The organism is Thiocystis violascens DSM 198 (assembly GCF_000227745.2).
Taxonomy (GTDB): domain Bacteria; phylum Pseudomonadota; class Gammaproteobacteria; order Chromatiales; family Chromatiaceae; genus Chromatium; species Chromatium violascens.
On the sequence record NC_018012.1, the window covers coordinates 1 to 23,607 of the forward strand.

General features: G+C 62.8%; 27 protein-coding genes. 21 read left to right on the forward strand and 6 right to left on the reverse strand.

The window, feature by feature from the left end; all coding sequences use genetic code 11:
* Window positions 1–12 precede the first annotated feature (12 nt).
* Together THIVI_RS00025 and THIVI_RS00030 are read right to left on the reverse strand one after the other, a co-directional pair.
* Complete coding sequence (locus THIVI_RS00025; protein ID WP_014776602.1) at window positions 13–1,425, reverse strand: dihydrolipoyl dehydrogenase; 1,413 nt, start codon at window positions 1,423–1,425, stop codon at window positions 13–15.
* Window positions 1,426–1,610: 185 nt separating this feature from the next.
* The gene (locus tag THIVI_RS00030) at window positions 1,611–2,495 is read right to left on the reverse strand and encodes a DUF6279 family lipoprotein (RefSeq protein WP_014776603.1); all 885 of its coding nucleotides are present in this window, start codon (window positions 2,493–2,495) and stop codon (window positions 1,611–1,613) included.
* Window positions 2,496–2,570: 75 nt separating this feature from the next.
* Between THIVI_RS00030 and alaC the strand changes: the two genes are divergently transcribed.
* Window positions 2,571–3,758 carry an alanine transaminase gene (gene alaC, locus THIVI_RS00035; protein ID WP_014776604.1) on the forward strand — a complete coding sequence of 396 codons (1,188 nt, stop codon included), beginning with the start codon at window positions 2,571–2,573 and terminating at the stop codon, window positions 3,756–3,758.
* A 123-nt stretch (window positions 3,759–3,881) separates the two neighbouring features.
* On the forward strand, window positions 3,882–5,198 hold the full coding sequence (locus THIVI_RS00040) for a homoserine dehydrogenase (protein WP_014776605.1): 1,317 nt from the start codon (window positions 3,882–3,884) through the stop codon (window positions 5,196–5,198).
* Between the two features lies 1 nt (window position 5,199).
* On the opposite strand, the gene THIVI_RS00045 is transcribed toward THIVI_RS00040, so the two are convergent.
* Window positions 5,200–5,886: a 4'-phosphopantetheinyl transferase family protein gene (locus THIVI_RS00045; protein WP_014776606.1), complete on the reverse strand. Its 687-nt coding sequence runs from the start codon at window positions 5,884–5,886 to the stop codon at window positions 5,200–5,202.
* A gap of 165 nt (window positions 5,887–6,051) precedes the next feature.
* Here THIVI_RS00045 and THIVI_RS00050 point away from each other — a divergent pair, with 165 nt between their 5' ends.
* The 3 genes from THIVI_RS00050 to THIVI_RS00060 all read left to right on the forward strand — a co-directional run bounded on the left by THIVI_RS00050 (window position 6,052) and on the right by THIVI_RS00060 (window position 9,177).
* A complete protein-coding gene (locus THIVI_RS00050) occupies window positions 6,052–6,261 on the forward strand; it encodes a hypothetical protein (protein WP_014776607.1) in 210 nt (69 codons plus the stop codon).
* A gap of 68 nt (window positions 6,262–6,329) precedes the next feature.
* The gene (locus tag THIVI_RS00055; RefSeq protein WP_014776608.1) at window positions 6,330–8,678 is read left to right on the forward strand and encodes a Tex family protein; all 2,349 of its coding nucleotides are present in this window, start codon (window positions 6,330–6,332) and stop codon (window positions 8,676–8,678) included.
* A 64-nt stretch (window positions 8,679–8,742) separates the two neighbouring features.
* Window positions 8,743–9,177, forward strand: coding sequence for a hypothetical protein (locus THIVI_RS00060; RefSeq protein WP_052314914.1), 435 nt, complete (start codon window positions 8,743–8,745; stop codon window positions 9,175–9,177).
* Between the two features lie 4 nt (window positions 9,178–9,181).
* Here the strand turns inward: THIVI_RS00060 and THIVI_RS00065 are convergent, their stop codons facing one another.
* Window positions 9,182–9,802, reverse strand: coding sequence for a C39 family peptidase (locus THIVI_RS00065; RefSeq protein WP_014776610.1), 621 nt, complete (start codon window positions 9,800–9,802; stop codon window positions 9,182–9,184).
* A gap of 65 nt (window positions 9,803–9,867) precedes the next feature.
* Between THIVI_RS00065 and THIVI_RS24335 the strand changes: the two genes are divergently transcribed.
* On the forward strand, window positions 9,868–10,221 hold the full coding sequence (locus tag THIVI_RS24335) for a hypothetical protein (RefSeq protein WP_157174320.1): 354 nt from the start codon (window positions 9,868–9,870) through the stop codon (window positions 10,219–10,221).
* A 223-nt stretch (window positions 10,222–10,444) separates the two neighbouring features.
* On the opposite strand, the gene THIVI_RS00075 is transcribed toward THIVI_RS24335, so the two are convergent.
* Both THIVI_RS00075 and THIVI_RS00080 read right to left on the reverse strand, forming a co-directional pair.
* The gene (locus tag THIVI_RS00075; protein WP_014776612.1) at window positions 10,445–10,984 is read right to left on the reverse strand and encodes a hypothetical protein; all 540 of its coding nucleotides are present in this window, start codon (window positions 10,982–10,984) and stop codon (window positions 10,445–10,447) included.
* 261 nt (window positions 10,985–11,245) lie between these two features.
* A complete protein-coding gene (locus THIVI_RS00080; protein ID WP_014776613.1) occupies window positions 11,246–11,746 on the reverse strand; it encodes a hypothetical protein in 501 nt (166 codons plus the stop codon).
* Between the two features lie 216 nt (window positions 11,747–11,962).
* On the opposite strand from THIVI_RS00080, the gene THIVI_RS24340 reads away from it, so the two are divergent.
* The 15 genes from THIVI_RS24340 to THIVI_RS00150 all read left to right on the forward strand — a co-directional run bounded on the left by THIVI_RS24340 (window position 11,963) and on the right by THIVI_RS00150 (window position 23,607).
* Window positions 11,963–12,265 carry a hypothetical protein gene (locus tag THIVI_RS24340; RefSeq protein ID WP_157174321.1) on the forward strand — a complete coding sequence of 101 codons (303 nt, stop codon included), beginning with the start codon at window positions 11,963–11,965 and terminating at the stop codon, window positions 12,263–12,265.
* Between the two features lie 35 nt (window positions 12,266–12,300).
* Window positions 12,301–12,879 carry a YceD family protein gene (locus tag THIVI_RS22380; RefSeq protein ID WP_014776614.1) on the forward strand — a complete coding sequence of 193 codons (579 nt, stop codon included), beginning with the start codon at window positions 12,301–12,303 and terminating at the stop codon, window positions 12,877–12,879.
* A gap of 137 nt (window positions 12,880–13,016) precedes the next feature.
* Window positions 13,017–13,193 (forward strand): 50S ribosomal protein L32, encoded by a 177-nt coding sequence (gene rpmF, locus THIVI_RS00090; protein WP_014776615.1) that lies wholly within the window; start codon window positions 13,017–13,019, stop codon window positions 13,191–13,193.
* 32 nt (window positions 13,194–13,225) lie between these two features.
* Window positions 13,226–14,284, forward strand: a complete 1,059-nt coding sequence (gene plsX / locus THIVI_RS00095) for a phosphate acyltransferase PlsX (RefSeq protein ID WP_281054904.1) — start codon at window positions 13,226–13,228, stop codon at window positions 14,282–14,284.
* On the forward strand, window positions 14,284–15,240 hold the full coding sequence (locus THIVI_RS00100) for a beta-ketoacyl-ACP synthase III (RefSeq protein WP_014776617.1): 957 nt from the start codon (window positions 14,284–14,286) through the stop codon (window positions 15,238–15,240). Before plsX ends, THIVI_RS00100 begins: the two co-directional genes overlap by 1 nt.
* Window positions 15,241–15,260: 20 nt before the next feature.
* Complete coding sequence (gene fabD / locus THIVI_RS00105) at window positions 15,261–16,205, forward strand: ACP S-malonyltransferase (protein WP_014776618.1); 945 nt, start codon at window positions 15,261–15,263, stop codon at window positions 16,203–16,205.
* Window positions 16,198–16,938: a 3-oxoacyl-ACP reductase FabG gene (gene fabG, locus THIVI_RS00110; protein ID WP_014776619.1), complete on the forward strand. Its 741-nt coding sequence runs from the start codon at window positions 16,198–16,200 to the stop codon at window positions 16,936–16,938. The genes fabD and fabG overlap by 8 nt, the downstream gene beginning before the upstream one ends.
* 144 nt (window positions 16,939–17,082) lie before the next feature.
* The gene (gene acpP / locus THIVI_RS00115) at window positions 17,083–17,319 is read left to right on the forward strand and encodes an acyl carrier protein (RefSeq protein WP_014776620.1); all 237 of its coding nucleotides are present in this window, start codon (window positions 17,083–17,085) and stop codon (window positions 17,317–17,319) included.
* 91 nt (window positions 17,320–17,410) lie between these two features.
* Window positions 17,411–18,649 (forward strand): beta-ketoacyl-ACP synthase II, encoded by a 1,239-nt coding sequence (gene fabF, locus THIVI_RS00120; protein ID WP_014776621.1) that lies wholly within the window; start codon window positions 17,411–17,413, stop codon window positions 18,647–18,649.
* Window positions 18,650–18,733: 84 nt separating this feature from the next.
* Window positions 18,734–19,552 carry an aminodeoxychorismate lyase gene (gene pabC, locus THIVI_RS00125; protein WP_245537459.1) on the forward strand — a complete coding sequence of 273 codons (819 nt, stop codon included), beginning with the start codon at window positions 18,734–18,736 and terminating at the stop codon, window positions 19,550–19,552.
* Window positions 19,553–19,561: 9 nt separating this feature from the next.
* The gene (gene mltG, locus THIVI_RS00130) at window positions 19,562–20,569 is read left to right on the forward strand and encodes an endolytic transglycosylase MltG (RefSeq protein WP_014776623.1); all 1,008 of its coding nucleotides are present in this window, start codon (window positions 19,562–19,564) and stop codon (window positions 20,567–20,569) included.
* A gap of 178 nt (window positions 20,570–20,747) precedes the next feature.
* On the forward strand, window positions 20,748–21,419 hold the full coding sequence (gene tmk / locus THIVI_RS00135) for a dTMP kinase (RefSeq protein WP_014776624.1): 672 nt from the start codon (window positions 20,748–20,750) through the stop codon (window positions 21,417–21,419).
* A complete protein-coding gene (holB, locus tag THIVI_RS00140) occupies window positions 21,416–22,429 on the forward strand; it encodes a DNA polymerase III subunit delta' (RefSeq protein WP_014776625.1) in 1,014 nt (337 codons plus the stop codon). Before tmk ends, holB begins: the two co-directional genes overlap by 4 nt.
* Before the next feature lie 2 nt (window positions 22,430–22,431).
* Window positions 22,432–22,803, forward strand: coding sequence for a PilZ domain-containing protein (locus THIVI_RS00145; RefSeq protein WP_014776626.1), 372 nt, complete (start codon window positions 22,432–22,434; stop codon window positions 22,801–22,803).
* A 30-nt stretch (window positions 22,804–22,833) separates the two neighbouring features.
* Window positions 22,834–23,607 (forward strand): TatD family hydrolase, encoded by a 774-nt coding sequence (locus THIVI_RS00150; protein ID WP_014776627.1) that lies wholly within the window; start codon window positions 22,834–22,836, stop codon window positions 23,605–23,607.

The window sequence follows — 23,607 nt, forward strand, 5'->3', positions numbered from 1 at the left end:
CCGGAAATGACCTTAATCCGGCAATCTCGCCAGCTCGATCAATCCGCCTTCATTCTTCGTGTCGACCTTGGCATAGAGGTCATAGAGCGCGGCCTGGAGCGCCTCTTCGATGACCGGATGATAAAAGGGCAGGCGCAGAAGATCCCCGACGGTCAGATTCCGTTCGATGCACCAGCAGAGCAGATGGGCCAGATGTTCGCCCTTGGGGCCGATCATCTCGGCGCCGAGCAGACGTCCGCTCGCCTTGTCGGCATAGACCCGCAGCACGCCCCTGTTTTTGCCCATGATCAGCGCGCGCCCGACCGGCGCGAAGCGGATCTGACCGACGGCGGTCGTCTCCATGTCCAGTTGGTTCCAGCGCAGACCGACGGCGCAGATGTTCGGGTCGCAGAAATTGATGAAGAGCGGGGTTTTGCGGCGGAATCTGGCGGTCTCGCCATGGGCGGCATTGTACCCGGCGATCCTGCCTTCGTCGCCGGCCTCGTGAAGGAGGGGCAGGTCGCCGGTCACGTCTCCGGCGATGAAGACCGGCAGATCGCCGACCTGCATGCTGTTCGGATCGAAGGTCGGGAGTCCCCGCGCGTCGAGCGGCACCCCGAGGTTTTCCAGTTGCAGCCCCGCGACATTGGGTGCCCGCCCGATGCTGCACAGCACTTTGTCCACGACGACGCTGTGAGCGCCAGCCGTGACCCGAAGCTGCTCGCCTTCCTCGTGGATCTCGGCGGCCTGTCCCAGATGGATCGGGAACTCCTTGCCGAGAAGGTCGATTGCGGTCTGGCTCACCTCCGGATCCTGGGTGCCGGCGATGACATGGAGTTGATCGAACCCGGTGATGTCCACGCCCAGCCGGGACAGACTCTGGCCCAGCTCCAGACCGATGGTGCCGAGGCCAATCACGGCCATGGAGGCCGGCAGGTCGGCCAGCTCGAACAGGTCGTCGGTGGTGATGACCCGCTCGCCGAAGTGCGTCCAGGCCGCCGGAACCACGGGGCGCGAGCCGGTCGCGATGACGACGGCTCCGGCCCGGATGCGCTGACCGGCGGCCTCGATCAGGGTCGGCTCGATGAAGCGGGCGTGATCCTGAATAAAGAGATCCTCGGGCATGTCGTCGGTGCTGCTGCCGAGCACCCGATCCACGAAGGTGTCGCGCAGATCCTGGACATGTTCCAGCGCCTCCGGGATGTCCAGGGTCATGGCCTCGTGGCCGTCGATGCCGTATTTACCCAGATGGGTGCGGCGATGGTAGTCCTCGGCCACCTGAATCATGGCCTTCGAGGGCATGCAGCCGACTCGCGCGCAGGTGGTGCCTGGTTCGCCCCCATTGATCAGGACAAAGGTCTTGCCGGCACGCCGGGTCTGCGCGAGTGCGTTGAGTCCGGCGGAACCGGAACCGATGATGGCGACGTCGACAACACGTTCAGTCACTGTGAAATCCTCGGAGGTTGGGCGAATCCGTGGGGATTCGGTGTGGCGATTTTATCGGAATCGGTTCGGAAATCAGCGAAGCGCCGGAGCTGGCGGGCGAGATGCAGCCCCGGATGCAGGCTTGTAGGGGCGAATGAATTCGCCCCTACAGGGATGCCGTGCAACATACGCGTCGAGCGCTCGCCCTAGCAATCCAGCGGTGCCAGGCGCGGCTGATTCTGCAGATTCAGCAGCTCGTCACGCAATTGGCGCAGACGCTGGTCGAGCCGCTCGCGCTGGCGCTCGTCCAGGCTGGCGCCGAGACGCATGAACAGCTCGCCGATGCGCTCGCCAATCGCATCGCCGTCGCGTTCGAGGCTGGACGGCAGGTCGCTGAACTCGACCAGCCAGGCCGTCATGAACGCCTGAATCCGGGCTTCGTCGGCACGTGTTCTCAGCAGCGACAGCAGCTCCTCGCGCTTGCGGGCGCGATAGTCGATCAGGGCCGTCTCGGAATCCGGCATGCGTCCAGTCACCTCGGCGACAATTTCCGGTTGACCGGCCTGCAATGGTCCGGTCCAGTCCTCGATCGCCTTGACGTAGCGTTTGGCGCGTTTGCGTTTCTCCCAGGCCAGGTCGCGCGTGGCCAGATCCTGTCGGTCCTCGCGCGCCTGCTGGCGGAATTTGCGTTCCAGCGCGTCGATCTGGGTGGGTGTCAGGTTGGCCAGCAACGGCGTTGCAAGCGTGACCGCGACTCGGGCGTGACGCCGGTAGAGGTCGCGGAATTGCGCGATCAGGCAGGCCGTGTTGCGTGCGTCGAAGCCCGCCCGGCTGGCCAGTCGCGTTTTGTCGAAGAAGGCCGCGAGCGCGGGGAGTTCCTCCGCGCGATGGCGCGCGAGTTCCGCCTTCAGGCGCGGTTCCCAGCTCGCGAGTTGGTCGTCCGCGAGACTCAGATAGTCGTCTGCGTATTGCTTGGCGAAAAAATCGGCGCTGTTGTAGACGATGCTGACACGGCTGCAACCACCGCCGCTCGTCAGCGTTGCCGTCAGGATCAGGAAAAGGCAAAACCGGGTCGGGAGTCGGTTCATCATGGCATGCGTTGTTTGTGCATCGGCGCGACTGTAGACTCTATGCCTTCAGTCCACGCCAACATCAAGAGGTCGCCAGTGGTTGCCCCCGAGTCAGATTTCCACCGCATCAAGCGGTTGCCGCCTTATGTCTTCAACATTGTCAATGAGTTGAAGGCGGAGGCACGAGCCCGAGGCGAGGATATCATCGACTTTGGGATGGGCAATCCGGATCAGCCCACGCCCCAGCATATCGTCGACAAGTTGGTCGAGGCGTCGGTTCGCAAGGATACCCATCGCTATTCGATGTCGCGCGGCATTCCCCGCCTGCGGCGCGCCATCTGTCACTGGTATCGGGATCGCTTCGATGTGCATCTGGACCCGGAGACCGAGGCGATCGTGACGATCGGTTCCAAGGAAGGGCTCGCCCACCTGGCGCTGGCGACCATGAGCGCCGGGGATACGGTGCTGGTGCCCAACCCGGCCTATCCGATCCATCCCTATGGTTTCATCATCGCCGGCGCCGACGTGCGCCATGTGCGCCTGACGCCCGAGGTGGATTTCTTCGAGGAACTCCAGAAGGCGATCCAGGAATCCTGGCCCAAGCCGAAAATGCTGGTGATCAACTTTCCCGGCAATCCCACGACCCAGTGCGTGGAGCTGGATTTTTTCCAGAAGGTCATCGACATCGCCCGCGAGCACGGCATCTGGGTGGTGCACGATATTGCCTATGTCGACATCGTCTTCGACGGCTACAAGGCGCCCTCGATCCTCCAGATTCCAGGGGCCAAGGAGATTGCGGTCGAGTTTTTCTCGATGTCCAAAAGCTACAACATGCCCGGCTGGCGCGTCGGGTTCATGTGCGGCAACCGGACCCTGGTCGGCGCCCTGGCGCGCATCAAGTCCTATCTGGACTATGGCACCTTCACGCCGATTCAGGTCGCGGCCATCGCCGCGCTCGAAGGCCCGCAGGGCTGCGTGACCGAGATCCGGGATATGTACGAGAGCCGGCGCGACGTGCTCTGCAGCGGGCTCAATGCCGCCGGTTGGGCGGTCGAGCCGCCCAAGGCGACCATGTTCGTCTGGGCGCCGATTCCGGAGCCTTATCGGGAAATGGGTTCGTTGGAGTTCTCGAAAAAGCTGCTGCGCGAGGCCCGGGTCGCGGTCTCGCCGGGAATCGGCTTTGGCGAGTATGGCGATACCCATGTGCGCTTCGGTCTGATCGAGAACGAGCATCGGACGCGGCAGGCGGTACGCGGCATCAAGGAGATGTTCCGCCATTCGTAAAAGCGGCTTGAGGCCCGCTTTTACGAAGTGTTTGGTCTTTTTCGTGACACCGCGCCGCGGTGTCCAGGGGTGTGTCTGGTGCTTTGCGCCATCCGACTCTGGTTTTTAAACGAGGTGAAATGAATGGAACCGGTGAAGGTTGGATTGTTGGGGTTGGGGACGGTCGGGGGCGGAACCTTGACCGTGCTGACCCGCAACGCGAATGAAATCGCGCGGCGCGCGGGACGCGGCATCGAGATCGCACATGCCGCGGCGCGCGACTACAACCCCGCGTCCATCGAGGGGCTGGAGCACGTCGGGCGGATCGGCGACGATGCCTTCGCGGTGGTGGACGATCCCGAGATCCAGATCGTCGTCGAACTGATCGGCGGCTATTCTCCAGCGCGCGAACTGGTTCTGAAGGCGATCGCCAACGGCAAGCACGTCGTCACCGCCAACAAGGCGCTGATCGCCCGTCACGGCAACGAGATTTTCGCCGCCGCTCAGGCGCGGGGCGTGATGGTCGGCTTCGAGGCGGCGGTCGCCGGCGGTATCCCCATCATCAAGGCGCTGCGCGAGGGGTTGGCCGCCAACCATATCGAATGGATCGCCGGAATCATCAACGGGACCGGCAATTTCATCCTGACCGAGATGCGTGACAAGGGGCGCGATTTCGCCGACGTGCTCGCCGAGGCGCAGGCGCTTGGGTACGCCGAGGCCGATCCGACCTTCGATGTCGAGGGCATCGACGCGGCCCACAAGCTCACCATCCTGGGTTCGCTGGCCTTTGGCATTCCGTTGCAGTTCGAGCGCTGCTTTACCGAGGGCATTTCCAAGATCGGCGCGCTGGATGTCACCTATGCCGCCGAGCTGGGCTATCGCATCAAGCATCTCGGGATCGCGCGGCGCTCGCCGGGCGGCATCGAGTTGCGCGTTCATCCGACCCTGATCCCGGAGCGTCGTCTGATCGCCAATGTCGACGGCGTGATGAACGCGGTCCTCGTCAAGGGCGACGCGGTTGGACCGACTCTCTATTACGGCGCTGGCGCCGGCGCTCTGCCGACCGCCTCTGCGGTGATCGCCGATCTGGTCGACGTGGTGCGCACCCTGACGACCGATCCCAACAACCGCGTGCCGCATCTTGCCTTCCAGCCCGATGAGCTGGTCGATACGCCGGTGCTGCGGATGGACGAAATCGAGACCGCCTACTATCTGCGTCTCTCCGCGCTCGACCAGCCGGGCGTCATGGCGCGCATCGCCAGTATCCTGGGCGAGGAGGGGATCAGCATCGAGGCCATCAAGCAGAAGGAACCGGGCGAGGGCGAAACCCATGTGCCATTGGTGATGCTCACCCATCGGGTGATCGAGGGTCGGATGAACGAAGCCATCGCGCGGATCGAGGCGCTGGAGTCGGTGCAGGGAGCGGTGATGAGGATTCGGATGGAGAGCCTGTCCGGCTAGGCTAGCGCGAATCCAGTTCAAACGTCAGCCATTGCGCGATCGGCGGAAGCCACGCGCGGGCGACGGCGGCGACATACCCGGTTTCGGGGATGCAGTGCGCGATCGCGGGCCGGACCGCGTCGGTGGCGCGGGGTCGAAACAATCCGCGTCCGTCCGACTTCGCATCCGCTTCGAGCGCGGTCCAGGCCCGATAAAAACACTCCAGCCGCTCCGTTTCGGGGGCTGCCGCCAGTCTCCCGAGCGCGTCCGGCTCGAACATGCGCTTCGCGACGCCCTGAAGATCGACACGCGGGCGAATCCACTCGCAATCCACGCCCAACTCGCTCGCCGCTCCGGTGCAGAGGCCGACGAGGGCCAGATCGCCGGTAGTGGTCAGGTTGAACGAAAGGGCGCTCGCCGTAACAAATGGCTTGCCGGCCGGGCCGTGTTCAAACGCGATGGCGCGGGGTGCGAGGTCGAGATAACGCGAGAGGATCAGACGCAATCCCGCGTGCGAGCGGACATAGCGCTCGCGGTAGGCCGCGTGACGCATGCGCCGGGCGCGCGCCTGCTGATGTTCGCCGAGCAACGATAGACCCTCGTCGAGATCCAGGCCGCGGTCGTCGGTGCGAATCCGCCACAGATGGAGATCCCCGGCGTCGAGGTCCAACGATCCGCGGGCGGGTCTCCAATGGATGACTTCTGACATCGCAAATCCTGCATGATCCTGTCTATGCTTCTAAGGGGACGGGCATCTTCTGTTTGCCCGTGGGATCTCCGTCCGCGACTCGGTCGATCCACCCGAGTCCGTCCCAAATCCACCGAGTCCCTGGAAATCCACCTATAATGCCCGCCCCAGGATCAGGAGGCGTTTGTGCACACGCTAGAAGAATCCCGCGTCGAGGCGCGTATCGAGGCCCTGTGTCAGAAGGGCTGTCGTCAGGTGCGGCGCGATCTCGCCGCCCTGGAGGCGGGTGCCGCGCTTCCCGAGACTCAGGGCCTGAGCCCCCGCGAACGCGCCCTGCTGATTGCCGAATTAAAGCAGATCATGGCCGTCTATGGCGAGACCTGCCGTATCGATTGAACCCCATCGAGCGCATCGACCGTGCATGTCGACGCTGATTCCAGCCTGTACCGGACATTTTGAACCCTATGATTAGCATGATCGAGATCATCAGCCAGGAAATCGCCGCCCGCCCGGCCCAGGTGGAGGCGGCCATCCGGCTGCTGGACGAGGGCGCGACCGTGCCCTTTATCGCCCGCTATCGCAAGGAAGTCACCGACGGTCTCGACGATATCCAGTTGCGTCATCTGGAGGAGCGGCTCGGGTATCTGCGCGAATTGGGCGAACGCCGGGTGGCGGTACTCAAGAGCATCGAGGAGCAGGGCAAGCTGACCGCCGAACTGCATGCCGAGATTCTGTCCGCCGAAACCAAACAGCGGCTCGAAGACCTCTATCTGCCCTACAAGCAAAAGCGCCGCACCAAGGCGATGATCGCCCGCGAGGCCGGGTTGGAACCGCTGGCGGATGCACTGCTCGCCGATCCGACCCTGACCCCCGAGAGCCGCGCCACGGATTTCGTCGACGCGGCCAAAGGCATCGCCGACCCGGCCGCCGCGCTCGAAGGGGCACGCCAGATCCTGATGGAACGCTTCGCCGAGGATCCAGAACTGACCGGCCAACTGCGCGACGATCTCTGGGAGCGCGGCATTCTGGTCTCGCGGGTGATGGAGGGGCAGGAGCAGGAAGGCAGCAAGTTCGCGGATTATTTCGACTACCGCGAGGCTATCGCCAAGATCCCGTCGCATCGCGCGCTGGCGCTTTTCCGGGGCCGCAATCAGGGCGTTCTGAGCCTGGAATTGCTGGCCGGGGAGGGCGAGGATCCCGACGCGCTCTGCCGCGCACGGGTCGCCGCGCGGTTCGGTATCCGTCATCAGGGACGTGCCGCCGACGACTGGCTGGCCGAGACGGTGCGCAAGACCTGGCGTATCAAGCTGCTCACCCGGCTCGATTTGGAACTCAAGGGCCGTCTGCTGGAATCCGCCGAGGAGGAAGCCATCCGGGTCTTCGGTCTCAATCTCAAGGCGCTACTGCTGGCCGCGCCGGCGGGGCGGCTGCCGACCCTGGGGCTCGATCCGGGCTTGCGCACCGGCGTCAAGGTCGCGGTGGTCGACGCGACGGGCAAGGTCGCCGCGACCGACACCATCTATCCGCATGTCCCCAAGAATCAGTGGGATGCCTCGCTGGCGCGGCTTGGGACGCTCGCCAAGACGCACGGCGTCAAGCTCATCAGCATCGGCAACGGCACCGCCTCGCGCGAGACCGACCGGCTCGCGCGCGACCTGATCGCGCGTCATCCGGAATTGGGTCTGCGCGCGATGGTGGTCAGCGAGGCTGGGGCCTCGGTCTATTCGGCCTCCGAATTCGCGTCCAAGGAACTCCCCGAGCTGGATGTCTCGCTGCGCGGGGCGGTCTCCATCGCCCGTCGCTTGCAGGATCCGCTCGCCGAGTTGGTCAAGATCGATCCCAAGGCGATCGGGGTCGGCCAGTATCAGCACGATGTCAATCAGAGCCGCCTGGCCCGCGCGCTGGATACCCTGGTCGAGGACTGTGTCAACGCGGTCGGCGTGGATCTCAACACCGCCTCGGTGCCGCTGCTGACCCAGGTGTCCGGACTCAATCGCGGTCTGGCCGAGAATATCGTGCAGTTCCGCGAGTCCAATGGCGCCTTTCCGAATCGTAAAAAACTCATGGCCGTGCCACGGTTCGGCGACAAGGCGTTCCAGTTGAGCGCGGGGTTTCTGCGGGTGCCGGACAGCGACGAGCCGCTCGACGCCTCGGCGGTCCATCCCGAAGCCTATCCCGTGGTGCGCCGCATCGTCGAGCGCACCGGCAAGGACATCCGCGCGCTGATCGGCGACAGCGCCACGTTGCGCAAGCTCGATGCCCGGCAGTTCACCGACGAGCGCTTCGGCGTCCCGACGGTTCAGGACATCCTGGCCGAACTGGAAAAACCGGGTCGCGATCCGCGCCCCGAGTTCAAGACTGCCCAGTTCAAGGAGGGCGTGGAGACGCTCGCCGACCTCAAGCCGGACATGATCCTGGAGGGCACGGTGACCAACGTCACCAATTTCGGCGCCTTCGTCGATATCGGCGTGCATCAGGACGGTCTGGTGCATATCTCGGTGCTGTCCGACCGCTTCGTCAAGGATCCGCACGAGGTCGTCAAGTCCGGCGATCTGGTCAAGGTCAAGGTGATGGAGATCGACCTGCCGCGCAAGCGGATTGCACTGAGCATGCGGCTGGGGGAGTCCGCCGAGCGGCATCAGGAGTCAGGAATGCGTGCCGAGCGCCCTTCCGGTCACGGAGCGCCGCCAGCGCGCCAGCAGGCGTCCAAGCGCCCGGCACACGAGCGTCCATCCGCGCCGGCTCCGAAACCCGCGCCGCCAGCGGCGGGCGGAACCATGGCGGATGCCTTTGCCAAGGCCAGGAAGTCCTGAGTCTGGCAGCAGGGACAATGATATTCGGGAATTTTATAGGCGAACGATGAGAACCTCTGACAAGATGCCTGGCACCCTCTTCGGACTCTTGGCATGCGCCACGTTCCTCTCCGGCTGCGGGAATCCCTCGGAGGATGTCCGTCTGAGTTTTTGTCGCACGCTGGTTCTGACCCAATTGCCTGCCACGACGCCGGCGGTCTGGACCGGGGTGACGATCGATGCGCGTGGTTATGACGGGCTGTCGATCCGGCTCCGTTTCGAGACTCCGAGCGCCGGGGAGGCGGTCTGCGGATATCCCTGGCGATCCGTCGAAGACACGGCGCTGACGCTGGCGGATCCGCTCGCCGCCTATGGCACCTCGCCGACCAGTCTGGAGATGAACGGGCGCCTGTTGTCGCGACCGGCGCTTGCGAAGGCGATCAAGGATGCCGTGGTTCTGCAGGCACGCGGTCTGGCGGGGCAGATCCGCGCGGCACTCCCCGCGTCCGCCGGACATTGAGACGTTAGTTGAACGTCACGAAATCCCTTGGATTGGGTTTGAGCGAGCCCAGGGCATGCACGCGCTTGTCATCGGTCTCCACGACGAACCCAACCCGGCCAATCCGGGGATACTCGATCCAGGCGCGATTGAATTGTTCGGTTGTCATGGTGCGGTTGCCCCAGGCCGGATCCGCGAGCAGGACGCGGTTACCCAGACGGCCACGGAACACGACGAAGTGGTTATAGCCGTTGGTATGGATTGGCACCAGCGTGGGCGCTTTCCGCTCCAGATCGTCCAGGGTCATCTTGCCTAAGCCGATGCCCGTGTAGCCGCGCGCATCGACGTAACGCTTCAGATCCAACAGAGAAAACCCCTCGCGGACCTGAACCAATTGCGGGTTTGCAATGTACTCGGCACGGTCGATGAGGGCGGTGGCGACCTCCTTTTCGGTGACCGGATCCTTGTATTGGTGATGGAGCAGAGTGGTCAGGGCGGCCGCTCCGCAGCTCAGATCCCATTCCTGAATCACCACGTTCTCGCGACGTATCTCCAGAAGCGACTTCACGGGATCGGCGGCGACGCCGATGCCACACGACAGCGTTAGCGCCAAGGCGGCGAAGGGAGCCAGACGGCGGGGCTGCATGTCAGAAACTCTCGCCGACGATGTCGCAAACGAAGAGGAGCGGGGCAAGACTATCAGCGGAGATCATGGAGCAGGCACCGCCGCTGCGTCCCGAATTCGATTCGATCAGCGCCTTGGCTTCGGCGCAATTGTCGGCGGCGCTGACTTTATCGAGCAGCGCCTCGGGGGTATTGGAACTGGCGGAAAAGCTGAAGGATCCGGCAGTGCCGACGGCTGGTGCGTTGCCCGTTCCGCTCGCGCAACTGCAGGAGACGCTGCCGCTGCCGGTTTCGGTACAGGTGCAATTGCCGCTAGCGGTGGAGGAGGGGTTGCTGGAACTGGCTCCGGGTAGACCACAGGTCAGAATCAGGGTTGCGGTGGTCGAACTGGCCGTATTGGATGTACCGGCTGTGCTGCCTGACCAAGCGCCCGCAAAATAGGGTATGGTCTGAGCTTGTGCGGCTGTCAGCGGTAGCAAGAGGATCGCACACAGAACGGCGCACATTGATGTTTGACGCATCTCCTGGTTCATAAAAGTCATCGCCTCTGCTGGACTGAAAGCGGGTAAGGTCCGATTTGACAAAGCAATACCCCCGCGCCGTGGCGCGGGGGCATCCTCTCGCGCTCGAACTCAAGAACGCTTGAGACGGCAAGTCGCCTTCATCAGAACGACAGACCAGAGGCCGCAGCGGCGAAGCTGTGGGCAGTAGCCGGCTCGAGCACGGATGCGGCTGCGGAGCTATTGGTGGCAAAACCGCTGCTGTTCAGGCCAGGAACACTCGCAAAGCCAGTGGTCGCATCAAACACGACGCCTTCATCGTCTTGGAAACCGCTCGCGGTTTCGGAGAACAGGTTGCCAGTTGCTTGGCCGAGAGTTGCGCCGGCACCGTAGACGCCACCACCAGGTCCGCCCTCGCTTGTCGGGGCATTAGCGACGGCCAGTGCCTCGGTGTCGACGTGGGAAGTGACCGGGTAGAAAACACCCGCCTGTGGATCGACCGCTTGCCCACCCGCAGTCCATGTGTTGACTGTGCCATACGTCACGACATTAGGGCCAGTGGCCGTGCCCCAAGCGAAGCCGCCAGCAAAACCACCAGCCGTCACGCCGTCCATCTCGGCGCTCGTCAACTGCTGCCCCGCAGAGGCGACACCGGCTAAGACCAACAGGGAAGCAGCGCTCAGGCTAATCGCGAAATTTTTCATTTGATCTCTCCACAAAGGTAATTTTAGTTTGACTACGACGGTCGCCCGCCGCGAATTGCCGACTTGACTCTTCCTGATATCAGTCGGCATGAGAGAGATAAAGAATCCTCCCTCATCCGTTCACGCAACGATGCTGGGCACCATTGCTTGCAGCACGGCATCCCTGTCATGCGGTAAAGATGACTGTACGTATCCGCCTCTCAATCTAAGTCCGTGGACTTAATCCTCGGCTTTCACGCGTAGGGAACCGCCCGCTTCCTGTCATAGCCCACTCTTGACCCAGGCAGGCGCCATGGAGATCCAAGCACCTCCGATATAGACCGATGCGGTGCTCTCGATCACGCCGTTCGCACCTTCGTACCGGCCATGTACCGTGCCTCCGATGACGTCCGCGAATGGCAGTGAGTTTGTGGCCGTTACATTTGCCTCGCTTGATCCAGGGATGCTCTGATCGCCACCGTTAGCCGCCATGGACAAACCGTAAGAGACGGTTCCATACGTGTTAAGAACCGGGGGGAGGCCAGCGGGGTCGCTTTTGGATGTTAGGGTTTTGCTCTGAGATCCTGTGATGACGAATGCGCCTGTTGCATGAGAGAGTGCTTCGCTGCTCGCCAGCGGGGCGCCGAAGGTCAATCCAGCCGCCGTGACGCCATCCATTTGTTCAACACTCAACGCAATGGCGTGACTCGTTTCGGCGTTTGCAGCGCATGAAGCACCGATCAAGACGCCTCCGAGCAGGGCAATTCGCGTCGTCGTTCTCATCGGTTTGGCTCCTTCTTGTCGGCCTTAATTTTAGAAATGAATTTGTTCTGTCCCGAATCACTGCCTTGGCGATACACGCCTCAAACTGTGCGGCGCATATCGGTGCAGAATCGTTGGGCAGTCACGTCATTCCGAAAAGCAAAGTTAGTGCCAATTTTCAATATTTTGATTTTATTGTGTTTTTGAATTGTGGCCGGTAGGAAATTGTGTCTTCCGGTGAGCGATAAAATCCTGTTTTCAAGAAATAACTTAAATAACAATAACGTATTGAGTTTCTCCCCTGTATCGATGCGAATACACATGAACGCGCGAATGCTTGATGAAATTTCACAAAAAACGCATGACGATCAGATAATTGCAGGGTTAACGCCGAGACGATGCAGCGTGTTGCAAAAACGTTCACCATCAGCGCGGTACGGGCAGGATCCAAAAAAATGTCTCCCGAGCGCAGCAATCCGCGCGGCATCGCAAGCCCAATCAAACCGCAATGCCCGAGTGGACGCCGTTCAGGCCAATTGACGGAATCACCGCTGATCGGTTAAATTTACGCGCTTATGTCGATTGCCTTATCCGATCATCTCGATCCCTGGCGCGCGGTCAGGTACGGTCTCGCATTCACCGGCGAGGTCGCGTTGAGCCAATTGCCGCGCTTGGCTGAGATCGTTCTTGCGCGTGAGGACGCACCGCCGGCGCGGGTTGACTACCGGTTGCGCTTCGAGCGCGATCCGGAAGGCCGCGCGCTGGTGATCGGTCACGTCCGGTCCTGTCTGCGTTTGCCGTGTCAACGCTGTCTGGGGGCGGTAGAGATCGCGGTCGACGCACCGCTGCGGCTGGCGCTGGTCAAGACGGATCAATTGGCCGGGGAACTGCCCGACGACATTGACCCGTGCGTGGTCGCGGGGGATTCGCTCGATCTCGCGGCCTTGATCGAGGACGAGCTTCTGCTCGCGATTCCCGCAGTGCCGCGCCATGGCGATGGCCTCTGTCAGCCGCCGGAACCGGTACAGGCGCGTGCGTCTTCCCGGTCGCCGGAACGGAGCGCAAGCGCGTCGGAATCCGGTCTCGATCCATCAGCGGAAAAACCGCACCCGTTCGCTGTCCTGGCGGGGATCAGGGGCGTCGATAAGGCGTAACCGGGTGCGGAATTACCTGGGATTGGCTTGTGACAAGGCGCTGACCGCCTCCGGACACAAGATTTATCAAATTTTCATGTACGTTTTGCAGGCACCATGACGCTTCGTCGGTACGTGTCCTGCCCGGAGATTTAGAAATGGCTGTCCAGCAAAATCGCAAGACCCCCTCGAAGCGCGGCATGCGCCGTTCGCATGATGCGCTCAGCAAGCCGACGCTGTCGGTCGATCCCACCAGTGGCGAGACGCACCTCCGTCATCATGTTTCCCCCGACGGTTTTTACCGTGGTCGCAAGGTTGTGGATAAATCGGAGTGACCGGACCCAGTCGCTTTGGCATCGTTCGTCTTGTGAGCTCGCGTCGCGACAAACAGGTTCGGCCCGCGCCGACCTGCACAATTGCGCTGGATGCCATGGGCGGCGACCATGGTCCGGAAGTCGTGGTTGCGGCGGCGCTGCGGTTTCAGGCGGATAACCCGCAGGTCGCATTGATTCTGGTCGGCAACGAGGACCGGATCAACGAGCACTTGGGCAGCGCTTCCCGCGAGCGGATTCGCATCCATCCGGCGACGCAGGAAGTGGCGATGGACGAATCGCCGTCCAAGGCGTTGCGCGGCAAAAAAGATTCCTCCATGCGGGTCGCCATCGACCTGGTCAAGGATGGCGTGGCCGATGGCTGTGTCAGTGCCGGCAATACCGGCGCGCTGATGGCGACCGCGCGCTTCGTGCTGAAAATGCTCCCGAATGTGGATCGCCCGGCCATCATCACCGCCGTGCCGTCCGTCCATGGTCACACGCATATGCTGGACCTCGGGGCGAACGTGGATTGCACGGCCGAGCATCTCTTTCAATTCGCGGTGATGGGTAGCGAGCTGGTCTCCGCGGTCGATGGTATCGCCCGGCCTCGGGTCGCGCTGCTCAATATCGGTCAGGAAGAGATCAAGGGCAACGAGCAGGTCAAGCAGGCGCACGAACTCCTGTCGCATAGCGGTCTGAACTATATCGGCTACGTGGAAGGCGACGGGATTTTCCTGGGCGACCTAGATCTAGTAGTGTCGGACGGTTTTGTCGGCAACGTCGCGCTGAAATGCAGCGAAGGCGTCGCCAAGTTCGTGCGCCATTCGCTGACCAGCCAGTTCAAGCGAACCTGGTTCACCCGTCTCGCCGGGTTGGCGGCAATGCCGATTCTCAAAAGCTTTCGCCGCACCATGGATCCGCGTCGTTACAATGGCGCCAGTCTGCTGGGGCTGCGCGGCATCGTGATCAAGAGTCATGGCGGCGCGGATGTGCTCGCCTTCGAGAATGCGATTTACATCGCCGAAAAAGAAATCCACGCGGATATCCCCCGGCGCATCAGCGAACAGGTCGGTCTCCACCTGGGCAGCGAACAATACAGGGAAACGGCCTGATGAAGTATTCCCGTGTGCTCGGGACGGGCAGTCATCTGCCGTCGCGCGTCGTCACCAATGCCGATCTTGAAGCGATCGTCGACACCAACGCCACCTGGATTCGGGAACGCACTGGGATCGAGCAGCGCCATCTGGTCTCCGAGGGCGAAACCTGCTGCGATCTGGCCGAGGCTGCCGCGCGCAAGGCGCTGGAGGCCGCCGGAATTCAGGCATCGGATCTGGATCTCATCCTGGTCGCGACCACCACGCCGGATCAGTTCTTTCCGAGCACCGCCTGTCTGTTGCAGCAGCGTCTCGATGTGCACGGCTGTCCGGCGTTCGACTTGCAGGCGGTCTGCGCCGGCTTTGTCTACGCGATGGACGTCGCCGATAAATTCATCCGCACCGGGGCCGCGAAGCATGCCCTGGTGGTGGGGGCGGAGACCATCTCTCGCCTGCTCGACTGGACAGATCGCGGCACCTGCGTGCTGTTCGGGGATGGCGCGGGCGCTGTCGTGCTCGGTGCCGCCGAGGAGCCGGGAATCATTTCAACCCATCTGCACGCGGATGGCGCTTACAAAGACCTGCTTCAGGTTCCGGGCGGGCATGGAAACGGACGCCCGGAAGCCGCCTTCATGGAAATGAAGGGCAATGAAGTTTTCCGGATCGCCGTGACCACCCTTGGCCGGATCGTCGACGAGACGCTTGAAGCCAACAACCTGAGCAAATCCGACATCGACTGGCTGATTCCGCATCAGGCCAATATCCGCATCATCCAGGCGACCGCCCGCAAGCTCGATCTTCCGATGGAGCGCGTGGTGGTGACCGTGGCCGAACATGGCAACACCTCGTCCGCCTCCATTCCGCTCGCCTTCGATCAGGCGGTGCGCGATGGTCGTATCCAGCGCGGCCAGACGCTCTTGATGGAAGCCTTCGGGGGCGGTTTTACCTGGGGCTCGGTGCTGATTCGTTACTGATTTTTAGCGGTTCGTTTTTCATGACACAGAAGCTCGCGGTTTTTTTTCCAGGTCAGGGCGCGCAATCCGTCGGGATGCTCGATGCGCTCGCCGCCGCCTATCCAGGCGTTCTGCACACCTTCGACGAGGCGTCCGAGGCGCTGGGTCATAATCTCTGGCAACTGGTCAGTCAGGGGCCGAAAGACGATCTTGACCGCACAGAGAACACGCAGCCTGCCATGTTGGTTGCCGGGGTCGCCGTCTGGCGGGTCTGGACACAGGTGGGCGGTCGACCGGCGACCCTGATGGCTGGACACAGCCTGGGCGAATATGCGGCGCTGGTTGCGGCCGAGGCGATGCCGTTCGCCGACGGCGTGCGTCTGGCCGCCGACCGCGCTCGTTTCATGCAGGAAGCGGTTCCGGCGGGCGAGGGCGCCATGGCGGCGGTACTCGGACTCGACGACGATCAGGTCATCGCGCTCTGCGCGGAACAGGCACAAGGCGCGGTGTTGGCCGCGGTCAATTTCAATTCGACCGGACAGGTGGTGATCGCCGGCGCAACCGCCGCGGTCACGCGCGCGATCGCCGCCGCCAAGCTGGCGGGCGCCAAGCGAGCGCTGCCGCTGCCGGTCAGCGTCCCCTCGCATTGCGACCTGATGCGTCCCGCCGCCGAGCGTCTGGCGCAACGACTGGCGGATGTCCCCCTGTCCTTGCCGACTGTCCCGGTCATTCATAACGTGAATGTCGCGCCCGCCGACAGTGTCGAGGCGCTGCGCGATCTCCTGGTCAGGCAGCTTTACAGCCCCGTGCGCTGGGTCGAGACGGTTCGTTCGGTCACGGCGCAAGGGGTGACAAGAGCCATAGAGTGCGGTCCAGGCAAGGTTTTGACCGGACTCTGCAAACGTATCGACGACAACCTGACGACGCTGCCGGTCTTCGACCCCAAGACACTGGACGCGGCACTGGAGATGACAGCCCATGCTTAACGATGAAATCGCACTCGTCACCGGCGCTTCGCGCGGGATTGGCCGCGCCATTCTGATGGCGCTGGCCGAACAGGGCGCCAGGGTCGCCGGCACGGCCACCACCGAGGTCGGCGCGGCTGGCATTGCGCAGGCGCTGAGCGATGCCGGCTATCCGGGCATCGGTCTGGTGCTGAATGTCTCGGATCAGGCATCGGTGGACGCCGCGTTGAGTCAGGTCACCGAACAGCTCGGCGCGCCGACCATCCTGGTCAACAACGCCGGCATCACCCGCGACAATCTGCTGATGCGCATGAAGGACGACGAATGGGACGCGGTGATCGACACTAATCTGAGTTCGGTCTATCGGCTCTCGAAGGGCTGTCTGCGTGCCATGACCAAGGCCCGCAAGGGTCGCATCATTAATATCGCCTCGGTGGTCGGCGCCATGGGCAATGCCGGTCAGGCCAATTATGCCGCCGCCAAGGCTGGGATGATGGGCTTCACCAAGGCGCTGGCCCGCGAGGTCGGCTCCCGCGCGATCACGGTCAACTGTATCGCGCCGGGTTTCATCGATACCGATATGACCCGCGCCCTGCCGGATGCGCAGCGCGAGACCCTGCTTGGCGCCATCCCGCTCGGACGTTTGGGAAAACCCGAGGAGATCGCCGGCGCGGCGGTCTTTCTGGCCTCCGCGGCGGGCGCCTATATCACCGGGGAAACGCTCCACGTGAATGGCGGTATGCACATGGCGTGAGTTGAAGGAATTCAATCAGTCACTTGAAAGAAGACCGGGAATGGCAGCCGTTCATCGCGCAGCTTTCATCGGCCATCGTTTGTCACTAGAATACCGCGTGGTCCAGCAAGGGCCTTTTTTATTCATCCGTGAGGAATCGTTCCTATGAGCAGCGTTGAAGATCGAGTTCGTAAAATCGTGATCGAACAATTGGGTGTCAAGGAAGAGGAAGTCACCGCCGAAGCGTCTTTCGTGGACGATCTGGGCGCGGACTCTCTCGATACCGTGGAATTGGTCATGGCGCTCGAGGAAGAATTCGAAACCGAGATTCCGGACGAAGACGCGGAAAAGATCACGACGGTCCAGCAGGCCATCAACTACATCAACGCGCATCAGGCTTGATTTCGAAATTTCGAACCGCGCGGGGCTGTGCGACGCACGGTGCGCGGCTCGGGCGCGTCGACTGTGGCGTTCTGAACGATAGAGGTACGTAATGGCAGGCAGAAGGGTAGTCGTCACTGGATTGGGCCTTGTGGCTCCGGTTGGTCTGGACGTCAAGTCCTCGTGGGAGAGCATCCTGGCCGGCAAGAGTGGGATTAAACCGATTACCCACTTCGATATCGAACCGTTCAGCACCCGCTTCGGCGGGCCGATCTACGGCTTCGATCCGAGCGAATATATCTCGGAAAAAGAAGCCAAGAAGATGGATAAATTTATCCATTACGGCATGGTGGCGGGCTGTCAGGCCATCGCCGATTCCGGTCTGACGATCGACGACTCCAACCGTCGGCGCATCGGTGTCGCCATCGGTTCGGGCATCGGCGGCATCACCGGCATCGAGAACAACTACCAGGCGTATCGGGATAAAGGGCCGCGGCGCATCTCGCCTTTCTTTGTCCCAGCCAACATCATCAACATGGTGGCTGGCAATCTGTCGATTAAATTCGGGCTCAAGGGACCGAATTACTCCATCGTTTCGGCCTGTAGCACCGGTTCGCACAACATTGGCGAGGCGGCCATCATGATCCGCCACGGCTATGTGGATGTCATGATCGCGGGCGGCGCCGAGATGGCGACCTCGCCGGTCGGGCTGGGCGGTTTCGCCGCCGCGCGCGCGCTCTCGACCCGCAACGACGATCCCGAGGGAGCCAGCCGCCCCTTCGACAAGGAACGCGACGGCTTCGTCCTCAGCGATGGTGCCGGGGTCGTGGTGCTGGAAGAATACGAGCGGGCCAAGGCGCGTGGCGCGCACATCTATGCCGAGCTGGTCGGCGTTGGCATGAACTCCGACGCCTATCACATGACCGCTCCGTCGGAGACCGGCGAGGGCGCCTGCGATTGTATGTTGCTGGCCCTGAACGACGCGGGTCTGAATCTGGAGCAGGTGGACTACATCAACGCCCACGGCACCGCCACTCCGGCGGGCGATATCGCCGAGACCAAGGCCATCAAGCGCGCCTTTGGCGAGTATGCCTACAAGCTGGCGGTGAGCTCGACCAAGTCCATGACCGGGCACATGCTGGGCGCGGCCGGTGGCGCCGAGGCGATCTTCACTATCCTGGCGCTACGCGATCAGGTCGCGCCGCCGACCATCAATTACTCGACGCCGGACCCGGATTGCGATCTCGACTGCGTGCCTAACACGGCGCGCGAGATGAAGATCGATGTCGCGATCTCCAATTCCTTCGGTTTTGGCGGCACGAACGGGACGCTGGCCTTCCGTCGCGCCTGATTCGGGTTTCGATGGACCCATTGAAAAGTCAAGCCAATGGTGTCGACACGGGGATTTTCCGCTAGGAGCGGTGGCCCGTTGCGGGTGTTGGTCGATGGCCGGGGTCAGGATCTGCTCGAGGTCGTCGATCGGGGTTTGCAGTACGGGGATGGTCTGTTCGAGACCATCCGGCTTCGGGACGAGCGTCCCTGTCAATGGCAGCGGCATCTCGACCGACTTGCGTGCGGGGCCGGTCGACTGGGGATTCCATCGCCCGACCCGAAAAGCCTGGCTGCGGAGATTGCCGACGCGGCGCACGGACTGGATGACGGCGTGCTGAAACTGATCCTGACCCGAGGGCGCGGCGGCAGAGGCTATCGTCCGCCAGACTCGCCGCAACCGCGGCGCATCCTGCTGACCTATCCCTTGCCTCTCGATCCGCTCGGATCCTGGGAGGAGGGCGTCTCAGTCCGTTACTGCCGCACTCCCGCCTCCATCAATCCCGCGCTGGCTGGGATCAAGCACCTGAACCGGCTGGATTCCGTCCTGGGCAGTCGCGAATGGAGCGATCCGACGATTGCCGAGGGACTGATGCTCGATCCGTCCGGTGGTGTCGTCGGCGGCACCCGGACCAATCTCTTTCTGTGGGATGGGAGGCGGCTTCTGACACCGCCGGTCGATCGTAGCGGGATCGCCGGAACCCGGCGGGCCTTGACCATGGATCTGGCGGCTCAATCGGGTCTTGACTGCGTCGAGTCACGGCTCGAACCCGCCGATCTCAGCCTCGCGCGGGGATTGTTCCTCACCAACGCCATCGTGGGCATCTGGCCCGTGCGGGAACTCGCGGGGCATTCGTTCGACCTAACGCGTTTGCCCTGGTCTCTGTTGGACGCTGTCCGACAGGCCGCTCAAACACCGGGATGATTTTGTTCGATGATCTGGCGCACCAGCCTCTTCGTTTTCCTGATTGCCGCAGGATCCCTGCTGGCCGTCCTGACAATCGATTATCGCCGCTTCGTGACCGCGCCGGTCACCCTGCCGGCCGAAAGCATGACCCTCGACATCCCCAAGGGCACCTCGCTCCGCGCGCTCGCGCGCCGCATGACCGACCGGGGCATCCTGAGACATCCTTGGTATTTCATCGCGCTGGCCTATCTGCAGGGCGATCAGGCGCGCATCAAGGCTGGCGAATTCGAGCTGACGGCCACCATGACCCCGCCGCAGGTGCTGGAGCGCATCACCTCGGGCCAGGTGATCGAATATTCCATCGTGCTGGTCGAGGGCTGGACCTTCCGTCAGGCACTCGCGACCATCGACGCTCATCCGCGGCTTGGCGGCGATTCGCTCGCGAATCTGACCGACGAGGCATTGATGTCCCAACTCGGGCGGGCTGGAGAGCATCCCGAGGGCCGGTTTTTTCCAGATACCTATCGCTTTCCAGGCAAGACCGGGGGGCTGGATGTTCTGCGTCGCGCGCTGGAACGCATGGATCGGGTGTTGGCGGAGGAATGGGAGAAACGCCGCCCAGGTCTGCCCATCGGCACACCCTACGAAGCCCTGATTCTGGCCTCGATCATCGAAAAGGAAACCGCCGTGCCCGCCGAGCGTCCGCAAATCGGCGGGGTCTTCGTGCGCAGGCTCCAGCAGGGCATGCGGCTGCAGACCGATCCGACGGTCATCTATGGCTTGGGCGAGCGCTACGACGGCAACATTCGGCGCGCCGATCTGCGCGAGTCGAATCCTTATAATACTTACATGATCAATGGCCTGTCGCCGACTCCGATCGCCCTGCCGGGGCGCGAGGCGATCCGCGCCGCGCTTCAGCCGCAGGACGGCGACAGTCTCTATTTCGTTGCCAGGGGCGATGGCAGTCACGAATTCTCGGGCACGCTCGATGCGCATAATCGAGCCGTCCGGCGTTATATTCTGGGTAAGCCGTAGGGCGTGTCATCAATTCTACTTGTGTGGGATTCGCACGGAGATAAGGGCATCTCCATCCCTTGAGCAGGACGCTGGCCTGTCGGGGCGAATGAATTCGCCCCGACAGGGATGCCGCGCAACCTTCGCGTCGAGCGCATCGATCCGAGTCCTGGAACACCTAGAAAGAGCGGTTGAGATCATGGAATCCACGAAACGAGGGCGTTTCATCACGCTCGAAGGCATCGAAGGCGCTGGCAAGTCCACCCAGGTCGATCAACTGGCCCGACTTCTGCGCGAGCGCGGCCTAAGCCTGATCACGACGCGCGAACCCGGCGGTTCGCCCATTGCCGAGCGCCTGCGCGCCTTGCTGCTGGATCCGCTCAACACCGGGATGAGCGAGACGGCCGAATTGCTGCTCATGTTCGCCGCCCGTGCAGAGCATCTTGAGCGGACCATCTGTCCGGCCCTGGAGTCCGGAATCTGGGTGATCTGCGACCGTTTCACGGATGCGACCTATGCCTATCAGGGCGGCGGCCGCGGGGTCGATCCCGCGCGCATCGCGATTCTGGAAAATCTGGTGCAGGGTTCGCTGCGTCCCGATCTAACCCTATTGTTCGACCTGCCGCCGGTTCTGGGCCTGGAGCGGGCGCGCAGACGTCGCGGCCAAGCGGATCGCTTCGAGCAGGAGGCGCTACGGTTTTTCGAGTCCGTCCGCGCGGTCTACCGCGAACGTGCGCACGCCTGTCCAGAACGGTATCGATTGATCGATGCCAGCGCGTCTCTTCCGGAAGTCACCGATCATGTCCGTGAACTGGCGACGGTCTTTATTGACCTGACGCTGAACGGTCGGTACGCGGATTCGAACGCATGACAGTGCCTGACGCCCCCTTGCCCTGGCTGGCCGATATCTGGTCACGGCTCCAAGCGTCGCGCGCGGCGGATCGGCTGGCGCACGGTCTGCTCATCAGCGGTCCGCGCGGGGTTGGCAAACGCCAGCTTGTCGAACGCCTTGCCCGTTCGCTCCTGTGTCGCGAACGCGACGCTCAGGGTGTGGCCTGTGGACGCTGTGCCGATTGTCATCTGGTGACCGCCGGAAGCCATCCGGATCTGATCCGGGTCGGACCGGACCCCGAAGCCAAGTCCGGCGAGATCACGATCGGGACGATCCGCGACTTCGCGGGGCGCGAATCGCTCACGCCGAGCCGCGCCGACTGGAAGGTGGCGCTGATCGATCCTGCCGATCGGCTCAACCCCGCGGCGGCCAATGCCTTGCTCAAGACCCTCGAAGAGCCCGCCGGACGGACCATCCTCTGTCTGATCGGCGAGCGAATCGGCCAGCTTCCCGCGACCATCCGCAGTCGCTGTCAGCAGATCAAGGTGCCGATCCCGGCTGAGTCGGACGCGCTGGCCTGGTTGAGCGCACAGACCTCGCGAAGCGATCAGGCACTCCGGCTGCGGCTGGCCCATGGCGCTCCACTGCGCGCGCTCGCCGAATTCGATGACGACCTGCTCGAACAGCGGCGCCAGCGATTGGCCGGATTTCTCGCGATCGCGGCGGGAACCCGCGATCCGGTCAGCGAGGCGGCGGTCTGGAATACGCTCGGCGCGCGGCAGATCCTGGACTGGCTCGCGGGATGGCTGTGCGATCTGCTGCGCTTGATGGTCGCCAACGAACCGGTCAGACTGGACAACCCGGACCGGCACGCGGACTTCGCGCGTCTCGCGGGGCACCTCGATCCGGCGTCCGGGCATCGTTTCCTGAGGCAGGTTCTGGAAGGGCGCGCCCAGGCCGAAACCAATGTCAATCCACTCTTGCTGTTGGAATCGCTGGCCATCGAATGGTCGATGCTCAATCACCTTCGCGATCATGGGAGACCCTGAAGATGAGTGCGACCACGACGTCCGCTGGATCGCTGGGCGGGCAACAGCGGATTCTCAGTTTCGCCATCAAGGACAAGAGCGCGCTCTATATGTCCTTTATGCCGTACATCAAGAATGGCGGTCTGTTCATTCCGACCACCAAAAACTATCAACTCGGCGACGAGATCTTTCTGCTGCTGCAATTGATGGAAGAGACCGACCGCATCCCGGTCGCCGGCAAGGTGGTCTGGGTGACGCCGGCGGGCGCCGAGGGGAACCGCTCCATTGGTGTCGGTGTCCAGTTCAGCGAACAGGATAAGGGAGGCGCGCGGCGCAAGATCGAGGCCTATCTGGCCGGCGCGCTCAATTCCGACCGGCCCACGCATACCATGTAACCGCGCAACCGCGCACAGTCAGGAACCGCGATGCTCGTCGACTCTCACTGCCACCTTGATCGGGTGGATCTCAAGCCCTATGACGGCGACTTCGCACGCCTGATGGGCGCCTGCGCCGATGCCGGCGTGACCCAACTGTTGTGCGTCTCCATCGACCTTGAGCAGTATCCAGCGATGCGCCAACTGGTCGATCCCTTCCCTCAGGTCGCGGTCTCGGTGGGCGTGCATCCCAATCAGGAGACCAGGACCGAGGCGAGCGTCGAGCAATTGGTCGAACTGGCCGCCGATCCCCGCAATGTCGCCATTGGCGAGACGGGTCTCGATACCTATCGCAGCGAGGGCGATCTGACCTGGCAGCAGGCGCGTTTCCGCACCCATATCGCCGCCGCGCGCGCCTGCGGCAAACCGCTGATCGTCCATACCCGCGAGGCGCGCGCGGACACCATCCGCATCCTGACTGAAGAGCGGGCGAGCGAGGTCGGCGGCGTTCTGCACTGTTTCACCGAGAACTGGGAGATGGCGAGTCAGGGACTGGATCTCGGCTTTTACATTTCTTTCTCGGGCATCCTGACCTTCAAGGCGGCCGTCGAATTGCGCGAGGTCGCGCGTCAGGTGCCGCTGGATCGGCTGCTGATCGAAACCGACTCGCCCTATCTGGCGCCCGTGCCCTATCGCGGCAAACCCAATGAACCGCGGTACGTGAGCCATGTCGCGGACTGTCTCGCCGGGATTCGCGGCATGGATCCGTTGGAGATCGCGGCCATCACCGGCGATAATTACCGACGCCTGTTCAATCTCGAATGA

Excerpts from the sequence above, each read along its gene's own strand:
- THIVI_RS00030 (WP_014776603.1), bottom strand. The coding sequence starts at position 2,495 with ATGATGAACCGACTCCCGACCCGGTTTTGCCTTTTCCTGATCCTGACG.
- THIVI_RS00040 (WP_014776605.1), top strand. The coding sequence starts at position 3,882 with ATGGAACCGGTGAAGGTTGGATTGTTGGGGTTGGGGACGGTCGGGGGC.
- THIVI_RS00045 (WP_014776606.1), bottom strand. The coding sequence starts at position 5,886 with ATGTCAGAAGTCATCCATTGGAGACCCGCCCGCGGATCGTTGGACCTC.
- THIVI_RS00055 (WP_014776608.1), top strand. The coding sequence starts at position 6,330 with ATGATTAGCATGATCGAGATCATCAGCCAGGAAATCGCCGCCCGCCCG.
- THIVI_RS00060 (WP_052314914.1), top strand. The coding sequence starts at position 8,743 with ATGCCTGGCACCCTCTTCGGACTCTTGGCATGCGCCACGTTCCTCTCC.
- THIVI_RS00065 (WP_014776610.1), bottom strand. The coding sequence starts at position 9,802 with ATGCAGCCCCGCCGTCTGGCTCCCTTCGCCGCCTTGGCGCTAACGCTG.
- THIVI_RS24335 (WP_157174320.1), top strand. The coding sequence starts at position 9,868 with ATGGAGCAGGCACCGCCGCTGCGTCCCGAATTCGATTCGATCAGCGCC.
- THIVI_RS00075 (WP_014776612.1), bottom strand. The coding sequence starts at position 10,984 with ATGAAAAATTTCGCGATTAGCCTGAGCGCTGCTTCCCTGTTGGTCTTA.
- THIVI_RS00080 (WP_014776613.1), bottom strand. The coding sequence starts at position 11,746 with ATGAGAACGACGACGCGAATTGCCCTGCTCGGAGGCGTCTTGATCGGT.
- THIVI_RS22380 (WP_014776614.1), top strand. The coding sequence starts at position 12,301 with ATGTCGATTGCCTTATCCGATCATCTCGATCCCTGGCGCGCGGTCAGG.
- rpmF (WP_014776615.1), top strand. The coding sequence starts at position 13,017 with ATGGCTGTCCAGCAAAATCGCAAGACCCCCTCGAAGCGCGGCATGCGC.
- THIVI_RS00100 (WP_014776617.1), top strand. The coding sequence starts at position 14,284 with ATGAAGTATTCCCGTGTGCTCGGGACGGGCAGTCATCTGCCGTCGCGC.
- fabD (WP_014776618.1), top strand. The coding sequence starts at position 15,261 with ATGACACAGAAGCTCGCGGTTTTTTTTCCAGGTCAGGGCGCGCAATCC.
- fabG (WP_014776619.1), top strand. The coding sequence starts at position 16,198 with ATGCTTAACGATGAAATCGCACTCGTCACCGGCGCTTCGCGCGGGATT.
- acpP (WP_014776620.1), top strand. The coding sequence starts at position 17,083 with ATGAGCAGCGTTGAAGATCGAGTTCGTAAAATCGTGATCGAACAATTG.
- fabF (WP_014776621.1), top strand. The coding sequence starts at position 17,411 with ATGGCAGGCAGAAGGGTAGTCGTCACTGGATTGGGCCTTGTGGCTCCG.
- mltG (WP_014776623.1), top strand. The coding sequence starts at position 19,562 with ATGATCTGGCGCACCAGCCTCTTCGTTTTCCTGATTGCCGCAGGATCC.
- tmk (WP_014776624.1), top strand. The coding sequence starts at position 20,748 with ATGGAATCCACGAAACGAGGGCGTTTCATCACGCTCGAAGGCATCGAA.
- holB (WP_014776625.1), top strand. The coding sequence starts at position 21,416 with ATGACAGTGCCTGACGCCCCCTTGCCCTGGCTGGCCGATATCTGGTCA.
- THIVI_RS00145 (WP_014776626.1), top strand. The coding sequence starts at position 22,432 with ATGAGTGCGACCACGACGTCCGCTGGATCGCTGGGCGGGCAACAGCGG.
- THIVI_RS00150 (WP_014776627.1), top strand. The coding sequence starts at position 22,834 with ATGCTCGTCGACTCTCACTGCCACCTTGATCGGGTGGATCTCAAGCCC.